Origin of the sequence: Massilia agri, from assembly GCF_024753255.1 — a bacterium.
Classification (GTDB): Bacteria; Pseudomonadota; Gammaproteobacteria; order Burkholderiales; family Burkholderiaceae_D; genus Telluria; species Telluria agri.
This window is the reverse complement of the sequence record NZ_JANUHA010000012.1, coordinates 88194-100724: the sequence shown is the minus strand read 5'-3', so window position 1 is coordinate 100724 and position 12531 is coordinate 88194. Positions and strand designations below refer to the sequence as shown.

General features: G+C 64.5%; 13 protein-coding genes. 6 read left to right on the top strand and 7 right to left on the bottom strand.

Annotation, left to right across the window (positions count from 1 at the left end; translation table 11 throughout):
• Positions 1-58: 58 nt before the first annotated feature.
• The 5 genes from NX780_RS16950 to NX780_RS16930 all read right to left on the bottom strand — a co-directional run bounded on the left by NX780_RS16950 (position 59) and on the right by NX780_RS16930 (position 2758).
• On the bottom strand, positions 59-490 hold the full coding sequence (locus NX780_RS16950) for a hypothetical protein (RefSeq protein ID WP_258829057.1): 432 nt from the start codon (positions 488-490) through the stop codon (positions 59-61).
• A 144-nt stretch (positions 491-634) separates the two neighbouring features.
• Positions 635-1264, bottom strand: coding sequence for a hypothetical protein (locus NX780_RS16945; RefSeq protein ID WP_258829056.1), 630 nt, complete (start codon positions 1262-1264; stop codon positions 635-637).
• 45 nt (positions 1265-1309) lie between these two features.
• Positions 1310-1555, bottom strand: a complete 246-nt coding sequence (locus tag NX780_RS16940) for a hypothetical protein (protein ID WP_258829055.1) — start codon at positions 1553-1555, stop codon at positions 1310-1312.
• 120 nt (positions 1556-1675) lie between these two features.
• Positions 1676-2068, bottom strand: coding sequence for a GFA family protein (locus NX780_RS16935; protein WP_258829054.1), 393 nt, complete (start codon positions 2066-2068; stop codon positions 1676-1678).
• A gap of 6 nt (positions 2069-2074) precedes the next feature.
• The gene (locus tag NX780_RS16930) at positions 2075-2758 is read right to left on the bottom strand and encodes a PhaM family polyhydroxyalkanoate granule multifunctional regulatory protein (protein WP_258829053.1); all 684 of its coding nucleotides are present in this window, start codon (positions 2756-2758) and stop codon (positions 2075-2077) included.
• A 154-nt stretch (positions 2759-2912) separates the two neighbouring features.
• Here NX780_RS16930 and NX780_RS16925 point away from each other — a divergent pair, with 154 nt between their 5' ends.
• The 6 genes from NX780_RS16925 (at position 2913) to NX780_RS16900 (ending at position 11386) form a co-directional block, all read left to right on the top strand.
• Positions 2913-3989: a DUF3108 domain-containing protein gene (locus tag NX780_RS16925; protein ID WP_258829052.1), complete on the top strand. Its 1077-nt coding sequence runs from the start codon at positions 2913-2915 to the stop codon at positions 3987-3989.
• The gene (locus NX780_RS16920; protein WP_258829051.1) at positions 3986-4738 is read left to right on the top strand and encodes a DUF3108 domain-containing protein; all 753 of its coding nucleotides are present in this window, start codon (positions 3986-3988) and stop codon (positions 4736-4738) included. The genes NX780_RS16925 and NX780_RS16920 overlap by 4 nt, the downstream gene beginning before the upstream one ends.
• Positions 4739-4907: 169 nt before the next feature.
• On the top strand, positions 4908-6302 hold the full coding sequence (locus tag NX780_RS16915) for a hypothetical protein (RefSeq protein WP_258829050.1): 1395 nt from the start codon (positions 4908-4910) through the stop codon (positions 6300-6302).
• Positions 6295-6999 (top strand): hypothetical protein, encoded by a 705-nt coding sequence (locus tag NX780_RS16910; protein WP_258829049.1) that lies wholly within the window; start codon positions 6295-6297, stop codon positions 6997-6999. The genes NX780_RS16915 and NX780_RS16910 overlap by 8 nt, the downstream gene beginning before the upstream one ends.
• Positions 7000-7008: 9 nt before the next feature.
• Positions 7009-9831, top strand: a complete 2823-nt coding sequence (locus NX780_RS16905; protein ID WP_258829048.1) for an ATP-binding protein — start codon at positions 7009-7011, stop codon at positions 9829-9831.
• A 190-nt stretch (positions 9832-10021) separates the two neighbouring features.
• Positions 10022-11386 carry a serine hydrolase domain-containing protein gene (locus NX780_RS16900; RefSeq protein ID WP_258829047.1) on the top strand — a complete coding sequence of 455 codons (1365 nt, stop codon included), beginning with the start codon at positions 10022-10024 and terminating at the stop codon, positions 11384-11386.
• Between the two features lie 10 nt (positions 11387-11396).
• Here the strand turns inward: NX780_RS16900 and NX780_RS16895 are convergent, their stop codons facing one another.
• Positions 11397-11975, bottom strand: a complete 579-nt coding sequence (locus NX780_RS16895) for a hypothetical protein (protein WP_258829046.1) — start codon at positions 11973-11975, stop codon at positions 11397-11399.
• Positions 11972-12490, bottom strand: a complete 519-nt coding sequence (locus tag NX780_RS16890; protein ID WP_258829045.1) for a CcdC protein domain-containing protein — start codon at positions 12488-12490, stop codon at positions 11972-11974. The genes NX780_RS16895 and NX780_RS16890 overlap by 4 nt, the downstream gene beginning before the upstream one ends.
• Positions 12491-12531 lie beyond the last annotated feature (41 nt).

The following is a 12531-nucleotide window of genomic DNA, read 5'->3' as shown; positions in this document are numbered from 1 at the left end:
CGCCCGCAGCGAAAGGTCGCAGACTGTCACTAAGGGCAGATGCCACCGATGCTGAACGTTAGTCGATGTCGTTGGTTACCATCTTGTTTTGATAAATGATCGTGCACGCTCGCACTCCGCAGAGTATTCCAAAGCCAAAAACGAGTGGTAAGCAGTCACTGGTGTGCAATGCTGGCCCCCAAAAAATCCGATTCAAGGCTATCCCTGCACCCGATGCAAGCATGAAATATCCTCCGAAATGGAAGAATTGCAAAGGCTCTCGCATTTGAAATGGGTTGATCGACCACTTCGGATATCGCCACAGCTTTGCAGACAATGGATTAATCCGTTGCATACCGACGACGAAAAGCAGCCCGATAATTCCGAATAGAAAAGCAGCGATCAAAATCGCAATCGGCGCGTCTTCAGTTTGCGGCTGCGCTTGTGTAATGAACGTGGATGACAGGAATGCGGCAGCAATAAATATGATGCGGATAACGGTCCAGTTCAAGATAGCTAACTCCACAGCAAGATAAATCTGAAAGTAAACATAGATGGCCGCCAGCCGCACAGTTCTGTCGTCGATGACCGCTTCGGCCGAATGCAGTCTACTAGCGATCGACCGCTACCGACTGATTGATGGGAATATTGACCCTTAAGGCGTGCTTTGGCGACACGCCAGCTCGTACGCTTTCGCGTATGGCTTGTCGAAACAGTTCTCCAACCCCTCGACGACATCGATATTCGGCGGCCAGCGGATCTTCCTCTTTGCGCCGTCGGCGAAGTCCAGCTCCACGTAGCCATCGATGACCGGCGGCATCCCCTCGGCTACCGGCGCCTTGACCTCGGCAAGTTTCGCTCTTGCCTTCTTGAGAGCGGCCATGTCCCTGCGCAGGAAGGCAATCGTCGCGTCGACATAGAGATTCCACCCAGCCAGGTCTTTCTCTGCAGGCTTGTAGGCCTGCTTCATCAAGGTAATCGCTTCCGGGTACTGCCCGGCATTGGCGCGCAGCTGGGCTTCATGCCAGATCATCAGCCCTGCATCGTTACGATGCGCTTGCCGGTAGTCGCGCAGCAGGTCGGCTGCGGCCAGGGTGCAGCCCGGTCTGGACGCCAGCGTCCGCCAGCCTCCGTTCAGGTCCTGGTCAAACTGGTTCTCGTCCAGGGCGAGCAGGCGAACGCGGTCGTGTTCGCAATTTCTCGGGGGAACTTCCTGAGCACCCGCCGTGCTGTAAGGGGTAACGAGGACAATCGACAGCAGAAGGGGCAGGATTCGGGCTTGCATGGTTGGCCTGTCGGGTTGGGGAGCGCTCATCCAGACTTTCAGCAATTACTGACTGCGCAAACTTCTCTTATAGCGGCGGTATTGTGTCATGAGCTCGGCGGCGACGAGCAGCACGCCTGCACCTAGGAACACATGGTGCAACTGCAGCGGGAGCGCGGTGGGCAGCCATCTGTCGAACACCATGAACACGGCAAAGCATGCGGACCAGGTGGCGTCGAACCAGCGGCGTGTCACAAGACAGAATAGCGTTGATATTGCCCAGCATACGATGGGCCAGTCGTTCCAGTTCATGCGATCTCGATACGGTTTGATGCGTCAGCGGTCATGCCGAACATCATAACGCCAGGACAACCTCGATTATGCGTGAATTGTCACAGCCGAGAGAGCAAGTGGAGCGGCCCGCGACGCGATTCAAGCTTCGCCGGGCGCCGGGGACTCCCGATTACGCGCGTAATGGTGGGCAAGCGAAAATGGCGGCAGCCACGACTCGCGCCGGATCACCCAGTTCTCGTAGGTCGGCACGAACTGGTCGAGCGCATCGAGTGCGCCGAGGTGGACTTCGATTTCATCTTCACTGTGCGCAAACACGGAGGAGCCGCAGCGCGGGCAGAAATGCCGTCCCCGATATGCGCGGGTGTCGCCGCTAATGCTGACCGCATCCTGCGGAAAAATCGCCGCCGCATAGAAGAGCGCGCCATGGTGCTTGCGGCAGTCGAGACAGTGGCAGAGACCGACCCGGCGGGGACGGCCGGACGCCACCAGCCGAACGTCGCCGCAGAGGCAGCCGCCGGTGACCTGGTCCATGCCGCGTCAAGCCTTGCCGACCTTGGTGCGCGGATTCTTGCCGACGCGGGCGCCGTGCACCGGCGGGCTGGCGGGCGCGGTTTCCGGCGCGCCGCCCGACACGTCCAGCGGCGAGCCGCCCCTGGCTTTCGGTTCGGCAGGCGGCTTGGCCGCGGCGCCGTCGGCCGGGGCGCCGGCGGGCGGCATGGCGGTCGCGACAGCCTGGCGGAACTGGTCTTGCAGCATATTCCACCATGCGACCGCTGCGGGCATGGTGGCGCCGGACTGGGACGGGTCGGCCGCATCTGCTGCACCGCCCGGGGCCGCCGGCGCGTCCGGCTGGGGCGCCGGTGGCGCCGCCGCTGCGGCGGACGCGAAGAATTGCGCGAAAGGCTGGGCCAGGGCGGGATCCGTGCCCGCACGCTGCATGGCCTGCGCCATGCTGTCGCCCATGGCTTTCAGGGTGGCGAGGGTGCCGCGCTGGACCTCGAGCGCCTGGATGGTTCCGCGCAGCATGCCCAGATTCAGGTTGAGCCAGGATTCAACGGCCTTGAGGTCGGCGATCTTCTTGTCCAGGTCTTCGGTGGACAGGCCGGCCCCGCTCATGCCCGGCACCGGGACGCCCGGGACGTGCATGCCGCCCCACAGGTTTTTTACGAATTCCAGGGTGTCGGTCATTCCGGCGGCATTCGGCATGGGCGGCTTGAGCATCGGTCTTCTCCGGGTGGGTGAGAAGCCTAGCGTAGCAGATAAATAACACCGCTACCAAGGGGGCGCGCAAAGCTGCCCGGCAGCATCCGTGCGGCGCTCAGGCTACACTAGCGCAATGGGTTCCTTTTTTTCCCCTCGGCGATGGCGCGCGCTGGTGTTCGGCACGCTGGTCGTGCTGCTGCACTGGCTGGCGCTTGGCTGGCTTACCGCCGGCGTCGGAGGGCTGGCGATGCCGATGCGCGATGGCGAAGGCCTGGTGAGCGTGGCCGAGCTGCTGCCCGCGCAGGCGAATCGCGCGCCGGACCTGGCGCCCGTGCCGCCGCCGCAGCCGAAGATGGCGCAGCCGCCCTTGCCGGACTTCGAGCCGCTGCCCTCGAACATGGCGGTGCAGGATGCGATCGCGCCGCCGGCCGGACCGCCGGGACCGCCCGCGCCGCCGCCGGAGACGCCGCCCGCTCCCGCGCCGGAGGCTGTCCCTGCGGTCGCCGGCGCGCCTGCTCTCCCGCCATCCGCGGAAGGGGAGGCGGCCCCGATCGTGCATACGATCCGCCGCTACAAGGTCGACGTGCCGCCGCCGGCCGATATCATGTATGAGGTGGCGCGCAAGGACGCCGACGGCACCGAGTGGAGCGGCGAGGCGCGGCTGGCGTGGAAGCTGGCGGAGCAGGGCTACCAGATGCGCTTCGAAGCCGGCATCAAGGTCGTGTTCGCGCGCGTGAACCTGGTGGTCCTGACGAGCGAAGGCCACGTCGGCAATACGGGCTTCGCACCGGTGAAGATGACGGAAAAGCGCCGCGGCCGTTCCCAGACCGCGACCCATTTCGACTGGCCCGGCAACCAGGTGACCTTCTCGGCCTCGGAAGCGAAATACGCGCTGCTGCCCGGCGCCCAGGACAAGGCCACCGTGCCGCTGCAGCTGGCGGCGATCGCGCGCGGCGACGCGGCCCAGCTCACTGGCGACATCGACATATTTGTCGGCGAGGAGCGCTACGGGAGCGTTTACACCTTCAACGTCGTCGGTCCGGAGGAGATCGACACCCCGATCGGGCGCCTGCAGACGGTGCGCATCGCGCGGCCGCCGAAGCAGGGGTCGTACAAATCGCGGCTCGACATCTGGCTGTCGCCCGCCCATGGCTGGGTCCCCGTGAAGATCCAGAGCAGCGAAGCCAACGGCGCGGTGACCACCCAGACCGTCAAGCAGATCGACATGAACCGAACAGGAAACACATGATGCACACACGACTACAACAGGCAGGCCTCGGCCTGCTCCTCGCCGGCGCCATCGGCGCGGCCGCGGCCCAGGATGCGCCGGCCAGCGCAAAGCGTCCCTTCGAACTGCCGCCCTCGGCCGACTTGCACTATGAGCTGCAGGCGCGCCAGCGCGGCTTCGGCCTGAAGGGCGAGGCCATCGTCACCTGGCGCGCCGGCGACGGTCAATACAGCGCCAAGGCCGAATCGAAGGTGCCGGTGCTGGGCACCATCACCGACGACCGCAGCAGCGGCGCCATCGACGCCTGGGGGCTGGCCCCCGCCGAATTCGTCGAGAAGCGCATGCGCAAGGACCCGACCACGGCCACCTTCGACCGCGAAGCGAAGTCCCTGAGCTTCAGCGAAAGCAAGCAGGTCTACCCGCTCAAGGGCGGCGAGCAGGACCGCGTGTCCATCACCTGGCAACTGGCCGCCGTGGCACGCGCGGCGGGCGACAGGTTCAAGGCAGGGTCCAAATGGCCGTTCTTCGTCGCCGGCCGGCGCGATGCCGAGCGCTGGGTCTTTGAAGTGGTGCGCCGCGAAAAGGTGCGCACCGGCCTGGGCGAGGTCGACGCCGTGCTGGTCTCGCGCCAGCCGGTGGCGGACAAGAAGGACCAGTCGCTGGAGATCTGGCTGGCCCCGCAGATTGAATGGTATCCGGTCAAGCTGCGCTACCAGGAAGGCGAGAAGGAACAGGTCGAGCAGACCCTCAGCACGGTCACAAGACGTTAAGCATTAGACAACATTGTCTTGCAAATAAGGCAATGCTTGAGTGTGTCTTTCCTGCAATGGCAGGCCTCCCGGGGGCCTGCCGGACTGCTAATTGCCCATCCTAAACTGTTATACTGGCGCCCCCGCGGACGGCAGAGCACGTCCGCGCCCAGATGAACGGTACCCCTACATGATCGACAACCTGGCCGGCGCGGCGCTCGCCGCAGACTCCCGGATTACAGCTGAAACACCCTTGGAAGATGACCCTCTACAGGCGCACTTCCAGAACGGTGTCGCGCCCGACGAGATCGAGCAGGTCTATCACCTCAAGCGCGCGCAGCCGATGCTGTCGGCGTTTACCGCCCTGTTCCACGGCACCCAGGACGGCGTGCTGGTACGCCTGCTGGTGCTGCGCGAGCTGGCGAGCGACACCGGCGCCTCAAGCTTTTCGCGCGCCGACATCAACAACAAGCTGGCCTACCTGACCGCCGAAAGCCTCGAGACGGTCCTGAACCGCCTGCGCAGCCATGGTCTGCTGGCCTGGGATGCGCCCGGCGCCGTCTACCGCATCACGCCGCTGGCGCGCAATGTGCTGTCCGCCCTCGACACCCTGATCGCCCTGGCGAAACCGGAAGAGGACGACGCCGAGATGGGCTTCCTGCTCTCGCAGGTAGCCGGCGCCCAGGCCGTGGGCGGGGTCACGGTGGAGCAGCTGCGCCACCTGCTGGGCCGCCTGGTCGAGCTGACCGAGGAGTTCCGCGACGCGATCGCTTCCGGCTCGGAATTCCGCCTGCGCACCTCGCAGGCGAAGTGGCACATGGCCTGCGACTGGGTCGAGAAGGGTTCCGTCATCCTGCGCGCCATCACGCAGGACCCGAACGCCGATTCGGCGACCCACCGCGCAGCCCAGGCGATCGGCCGCGCCCAGAGCGCGCTGCTGAACATGCAGGGCATGTTCTCGCGCGCCCTGAACCAGATCGAGCGCCAGCGCGTGCACCTAGGCCAGTCGGGCCTGTCGACCACGGACGTGAAACGCTGGCTGCTGGCCCACGAAGACCTGGCCAGCCTGGCCGAGGGTGCGATCGACCGCCCGGTGGTGCCGCTCTTCGCGACCCCGGCCGAGATGATCGACGTGGCCGAGACCGAGCTGCTGCTCGAACGCGTGACCTCGACCGGCCCGAAAGGCCTGCCGAGCGGCCAGGATGCGCCGCTGACGGTGAACGACAACCCGGCCATGCAGGCCGAACTGAACGACTGGATCAACAAGCTGGCGGATTTCGCCAACCTCGGCAACTTCCCCGAATTCTCGGACAGCGGTCCGAAGAAGGTGGCGCTGCACGAGTCGCTGCTGCCGGCCAGCTTCGCGGTGGCGTCCTACCGCGCCTCGCTGCTGCCCCTGCTGGGCGACGCGGCCGAGGCCAGCCTGCAGGGCGCGACCGCCGAGCTGGCGCGCCTGCCGGTGAAGTTCGAACCGACGGACAGCATGATCCAGCTCGACGACCCCGAGGTGGCGGCCATGTCGATCGCCACCCTCTCACTGAATCTAGACCTCGATAGTCCTGAAAGCGGCAATACCGATGAATGACGACGCACAAATCCTGATCGCGCGCCTGCTGACGCACCAGACCCTGCGCCGCGACGACAAGATGGTCAAGCGCGCGCTGTCGGACGAAGCTTTCCGCATCGAAGTCGACAAGCGCCTGCTGGAATCCGGCCTGAAGCTGCTCGACAACGTGTATGCCGACCACGTGACGATCGCCCTGCACCGCAATGTCGAGCCGAAGATCTTCGGCGCCAAGGACATCTGGCAGAACAACAACTTCGGCCTGACCCGCGACGGCGTGGCCCTCTTGGTGGTGCTGTGGGCCCAGATCATCCTGCCGAAGCGCGAGCGCCAGGAGACCCACGTCACGGTCGACGACGACCAGACCGATATGTTCGACAAGGACGCGCCGATCCCGCGCGCGGAAGACACCTCGATCGGCATCTCGTATACCGCGCTGCTGTCCGACTTCGGCGACAAGCTGGGCAAGAAGACCCGCATGGACATGAACCTGGGCGTGCTCTCGAAGCTCGGCTTCATCGAGCGCCGCGGCGACGTGATCCTGGAAGGCCCGCTGCTGGACCTCATGATGGACACCGACCTGCTGAAGGAACGCATCATCAACGGCGCGCTGGCCGAGGTGTTCAAGCGCGCGCCGCTGGCGGCCGCGCCACGCAAGATCGATGCGGCGAACGATGCAGTCGTCGAAGCCGCACCCGACGAAGAAACCCCGATTTAAGGCACGCCCATGTTCCACATCAAATCACTCGAACTGGTCCACTGGGATTACTGGCAGCGGATCAAGAACATCCCGCTGGACGCCAAGATCATCACGATCGCGGGCCAGAACGGCTCCGGCAAGACCACCCTGCTGGATGCGCTGCGCACCCTGTTCGGCCTCGACTGCTCGATGGGCCGCACCTACAAGCACTATGCGCGCCACTCGGGCCAGCAGAGCGCCTGGCTGCGCGCCGTGGTCGACAACAAGCCGGTCGGCCGCCAGCTCTCGAACCGTCCCTTCCGCCATTCCGGTTTCTTCTCGGACGACGAAGTGACCCTGTTCTGCCAAGTGCAGAAGAACGGCGGCGACTGGAAGCGCCAGTACCTGATGCGACCGGGGAACGTCGAGATCGAGGAAGTCACCGAAGCCACCGACTGGCTCGGCGTCGAGAACTACAAGAAGCGCCTGGCCTCGGCCGGCCTGTCGCCGGCGATGTCGAAGGTGCTGGCGCTGGAGCAGGGCGAAACGGACAAGCTGTGCGAATACGCGCCGCGCCAGCTGCTGGACCTGGTGTTCCAGGTCTTCGGTGACAAGGAAGTGCTGGACGCCTACGACGAGGCCAAGCGCCACCAGCGCGATACCGAGACGGAGCTGAAGCGCTTCGAGGCGGAGCTGGAAACCTCGCGCATCAACCTGGAAGGCCTGCGCCTGCGCGTGGCCAACTACCACCAGTGGGAAGACCTGCACAAGGAAAAGAAGGAACTGCAGGAAGACGTGCTGCCGGCCCTCGAATACCACGAGGCGCGCGAGAAGGCCGCGGCCATCAGCCGCAACCTCAAGGAAGCCCGCAAGCCCCTGCTGCAGGCGGATTCCATCCTCGCTGAAAAACGCCAGCAGCTGGCCGCCCAGCAGCGCGCGCTGACCGAGGCGCAGAAGCTGGAGACCCAGCTGGAACAGGAAGCCACCGAACTGGCCAGCCGCCTCACCCAGGTCAACCAGAAGCTCAAACCGCTGGAAAGCCTGGCGGAGCAGAAGGAACGCCTGCAGAAGCTGTCGCTTGATGCCGGCGCCGACCTGGCCGAAGTGGCGAACCAGCTGAACGAAAAAGAAGCGGAGCTGGCCAAGAACAAGCAGCAGCGCGACAACGTCTCCGCGAAGATCGCCGCCGAAATGGCGACCATCTCGGCCCTGCAGGGCAAGAGCGCCATGCCGGAGCCGGAAGCCCAGCGCCAGATGCGCCGCGCCCTGCGCGATGAGGGCATCGCCCACGCCATGCTGTCGGACATCGTCGAAGTGACGGATCCGAAATGGCAGGGCGCGGTCGAGGGTGTGCTCGGCGGTTACGCGTCCGTCGTGCTGCTGGAGAAAGCCAAGGATGCGCCGGCGGCCTACCGCCTCGCTGAAAAGGAGCGCTATCGCCACTTCATCGTACCGGACTGCATCGAAGCGCCGGTGGTGAAGGACGACAGCCTGCTGTCCGTGGTGCGCTTTTCTAGCAAGGCGCCGGGCTGGCTGATCGACCAGCTCGAGCGCATCGAGCGTGTGGACTCGGTCGACGCCGGCTTCAAGTCGGGCGCCGACGAGTGGATCACGCCGGACGCCTACCACCGCGAACGCCGCGGCGGCCGCTCGCTGTTCGTCGAACCCTCGCGCTACCGCTTCGGCTCGGCCGGCAAGACCCAGCGCCTGGAAGCGATCCAGAAACTGCTGCCGTCGCTCGAAGCGCAGGAAGACGCGCTGACCCTCACCATCAGCAAGCTGGCGGCCGAAGTGGGCGCGCTCAAGGGCCGCATCGCCGGCGTGGACGCGGCCAAGGAACTGGCGGCGCGCCAGGCCGAGTTCGAGGAAGCCGCGCGTGCGCTGCAGCCACTGAAGGCCGAGCGCCTGGAAGTCGGCGCGCGCCTGGGCGAGCTGTCGACCCTGACCAAGAACGCGACCGTGGCGCGCACCCGCGCCGACACCGTGTGGCAGAACGCGCGCATGGCCCTGTCCGAAGCGGAAGCCGGCATGCGCCTGAACAACCGCCGCACCATCGAGCAGCGCGCGGAGCATGCGAAGGCGCTGCTCGAGCTGCGCAAAGGCTGGCGCCACGTGCCGAAGACCTGGAAGAACGCGGCCTGGCGCGGCGGCATCGTCGCCAAGCACCAGAACGCGCACCAGGTCAACCTGCGCCTGTCCTCGCTCGAGCACGCCCTTGCGCGCGACGACTGGGAACAGGACGGCACCGTGATCGACCAGTACGCGCGCCTGAACGACCAGCTCTCGGGCCGCCAGAGCGAGACCGAGGAACGCCGCTACCAGAACAACCGCGCGATCGAAGCCACGGCCAATGCCCGCGGCGCCTACATCGAGCGCCTGCGCTACACGATCAAGACCTACTCCAGGAACATCAAGGAGCTGGGCGAGCTGGCCGGCATCGACGTGCAGGCCGACCCGGTGCGCCTGGAGAACGACGACGTGCAACTGGCCCAGGCCGGCCTGCACGTGCGCTTCAAGTTCGACGGCAAGGACCAGATCGGCATGAACGACGGCGAGGCATCGGGCGGCCAGCAGGTGATGAAGTCGCTGGTGCTGCTCATCGGCCTGCTGAAGTCCGAGGAAGGCTCGGGCGGCTTCGTCTTCATCGACGAACCCTTCGCCCACCTGGACATCCGCAACATCCAGCTGGTCGGCGAGTTCCTGAAGAACACCGACGCCCAGTACCTGATGACGACGCCGCTGACGCACAACACGGACGTGTACGATCCGTCGGAGCTGACGCTCATCACCAGCAAGAAGAAGAAGGATGTGCAGTGGGCGCAGCCGATCTTCGTGCTGCAGAGAAGAAAAGATGAGGCGAAAGCCGCTTGAGCCTCGTTAGTTTGCGGCTCCAGTAATCAGACAAAGCCTCCGAGAAGCCCACCTTGGAGGCTTTGTTCTTTTTGGAGAGGCAAGTCGGCGTCGCGCGGGTGCTATGATTTCTCTGACACGCCATAGACGTGCCTGCCTGCGTGTCCCCGCCGCACCGGGCCGCCACTCGCGCCGACTGTAGAGGTACAACATGAAGACCCATCTTGCTGCCTTGCTTGCCTGTGCTGGAACGCTGCTTGCCGAGACGGCGATCGCGGCCCCGGAACTGAATGCCAATCTCCGTGCCGTCCTGCAAAGCCGTGTCGACAGTAATGAGTTGGCCAGCGTTGTTGTTGGCTTGACTGATGGGCGCGACAGTGTCACGTATGCATTTTTCAAGGCCGGCGCCCGGGCCGTGGATGCGCAGACGATCTATGAGATCGGATCGGTCACCAAGACATTCACGGGCTTGCTGCTCGCCCAGGCCGTCAAGTCTGGCACGGTACGGCTCGATCAGCCGGTCGCCCAGCTCCTGGACGATTATGTGATACCTGATTACAAAGGAGTGCCGATCACCCTGCTGGACCTTGCGACGCAGACGTCCGGATTGCCACGCATGCCGGACAATATTCGTCCCGCGCAAGCAGACAATCCCTATGCGGACTACGGCCAAGCCGAGTTGAAGGCTTACCTGGCCAAGCATGCCATGACGCGTCAACCGGGGACCCGGTACGAGTACTCCAACCTGGGCACCGGCTTGCTGGGCCATGCACTTTCGAGGCTCGCCAAAAAGCCATATGAAGCCCTGATACGCGACAACATCACGATTCCACTCGGCATGCCATCGTCGGCGATCACCCTGACTCCTTCCATGCGGGCCGCTTTGGTTGAAGGCTACATGGCCATGGGCGACGCCGCGACCAACTGGGATATGAACGTGTTGGCCGGTTCTGGCGCTTTACGTTCCAACGCTCACGACATGATCCGCTATGTGAATGCGATGATGTCGGCCCCTCCGGACTCGGCCTTGGCCCTGGCGCGTCGTGCGCAACGGCCGACCGATGGAATAAAAGGAGAGCATATTGGACTGTTCTGGCACATCAGCACCGTGCGAGAGAAGCCGGTAATTTGGCACAATGGGATGACGGGGGGATATTCCAGCTTCGTGGGCTTTACCGGAGATGGCAAGACAGGAATCGTGATACTGTCAAATACGGCGGTGTCGCTGGATGACGTGGCAATGGCGGCGCTGGTGCCCGGCGCCGAACCCGAGCTCCGGCAGATCGTGCTTGCGCCTGAAGTACTGGCTGATTACGCCGGGGAGTACGAGCTCAAGCCGGGTGTCTTGCTGACTGTCACGCCAAGCGCAGCGGGCGGTTTGACAATGCAGGTAAGCGGGCAAAATAAAGTCCGCGCGTTTGCTATCGCACGTGACGTGTTCATCGCTCGTTCGAATCGTTCGACGTTCAGTTTCAAACGTACGAGTGCCGGTAGCGTCGACAGCGTTGAGGGAAGGCAAAATGGACGCGTTGTGTCAGCCAAGAAGCGGGTGCCGATGACAAGGACAGCTGACTGATCGCGGAACCTCAGGCGAGCGGATCTTCCACGTCACGCGGGTCGGTCAGCACGATCAGGCCTTTTGCGAGATACAGGACGATCAGGATGCCGACGATGTCGCCGGTCATCATCACGCCGAGCGCGGTCCAGTCCACCAGTCCCGTCTGCACCCACATGAAGGCATGGTGGAAGGCGGGACTCATGATCCCGCAGAGCACCCCGGTGACCAGCAGGCGCTGCGCGGTCAGGTTCTTGAGCCACGGCCCCAGGTCGAACCAGTGCTTGGCGAACAGGTAGGCAAGATAGGGGCCGCCCGCTCCCGCGATGGCGCCGCTCAGGGCCCGCACATCGTCCTGGAAGACGAAGTGCTGGAAGTTGAGGTAGAGGCTGACCAGCAGCAGGCCCAGGAAGCCGGCTGCGCCGAACAGCAACGTCGCCAGCAGGCGGATGCCGGCCGGAAGAAAGACCCAGTTGATCCCGGCGCTGTGCTCGAAGGGGCCGAATACGAACTCGTTGACCCGGTTCAGTGCGAGGAACACGAAGATCGTGAGGGCGGCGTAGCCGAGCTGCCTGGCCACCCGGTGCTGCAGGCTGGCGCTGCGGATCATTCGAAATCGATCGCCTTGCGCACCTGCCTGCGCCAGCGCAGCAGCCCCGCCGAGTACAGGCCGAAGTAGCCCGCCGTCAGTCCCACGCACAGCATGGTGAGCGGATCGTCGGTCAGCTTCGGCGCCGGGATGCCCTTGCCCTGGTTCGCGTAGATCTCGACCCCGAGGTAGAGGATGCGCGCCACCAGGATCATCGCCATCAGGATGCCCACGCGCATCGGTGGCGTGAAGTAATAGCCCTGCGGCGTGTCTTCGAAGCGGGTGCGCTTGATGCCCCACACGCCCCAGCCGATCCCGAGAGCGGCGCCGACCACCAATGCGCCCAGGTTGGTGATGTTGTCGAGCAGTTGCGCGGCCGGCACCAGGATCATGGCGCCGAACACCAGCACGCCGGTGTAGTGGCGCGAGACGATCGAACGCTGGCGCGTCATGCGCGCCTTGATGCGGTTGTAGACGCGCCAGACCAGCAGGGGCGTCAGGACGAGCAGGATGAGGGTGGTGATCGAGAGGTCCATGGTGCAATGAGTTCGTTGAGCCTGCCATTGTAGCCGCCCCG

What these genes read in the sequence shown, in the direction of transcription:
- NX780_RS16945 (WP_258829056.1), bottom strand. Translation starts at nt 1,264, where the DNA reads ATGCAAGCCCGAATCCTGCCCCTTCTGCTGTCGATTGTCCTCGTTACC.
- NX780_RS16940 (WP_258829055.1), bottom strand. Translation starts at nt 1,555, where the DNA reads ATGAACTGGAACGACTGGCCCATCGTATGCTGGGCAATATCAACGCTA.
- NX780_RS16935 (WP_258829054.1), bottom strand. Translation starts at nt 2,068, where the DNA reads ATGGACCAGGTCACCGGCGGCTGCCTCTGCGGCGACGTTCGGCTGGTG.
- NX780_RS16930 (WP_258829053.1), bottom strand. Translation starts at nt 2,758, where the DNA reads ATGCTCAAGCCGCCCATGCCGAATGCCGCCGGAATGACCGACACCCTG.
- NX780_RS16920 (WP_258829051.1), top strand. Translation starts at nt 3,986, where the DNA reads ATGATGCACACACGACTACAACAGGCAGGCCTCGGCCTGCTCCTCGCC.
- NX780_RS16915 (WP_258829050.1), top strand. Translation starts at nt 4,908, where the DNA reads ATGATCGACAACCTGGCCGGCGCGGCGCTCGCCGCAGACTCCCGGATT.
- NX780_RS16910 (WP_258829049.1), top strand. Translation starts at nt 6,295, where the DNA reads ATGAATGACGACGCACAAATCCTGATCGCGCGCCTGCTGACGCACCAG.
- NX780_RS16905 (WP_258829048.1), top strand. Translation starts at nt 7,009, where the DNA reads ATGTTCCACATCAAATCACTCGAACTGGTCCACTGGGATTACTGGCAG.
- NX780_RS16900 (WP_258829047.1), top strand. Translation starts at nt 10,022, where the DNA reads ATGAAGACCCATCTTGCTGCCTTGCTTGCCTGTGCTGGAACGCTGCTT.
- NX780_RS16895 (WP_258829046.1), bottom strand. Translation starts at nt 11,975, where the DNA reads ATGATCCGCAGCGCCAGCCTGCAGCACCGGGTGGCCAGGCAGCTCGGC.
- NX780_RS16890 (WP_258829045.1), bottom strand. Translation starts at nt 12,490, where the DNA reads ATGGACCTCTCGATCACCACCCTCATCCTGCTCGTCCTGACGCCCCTG.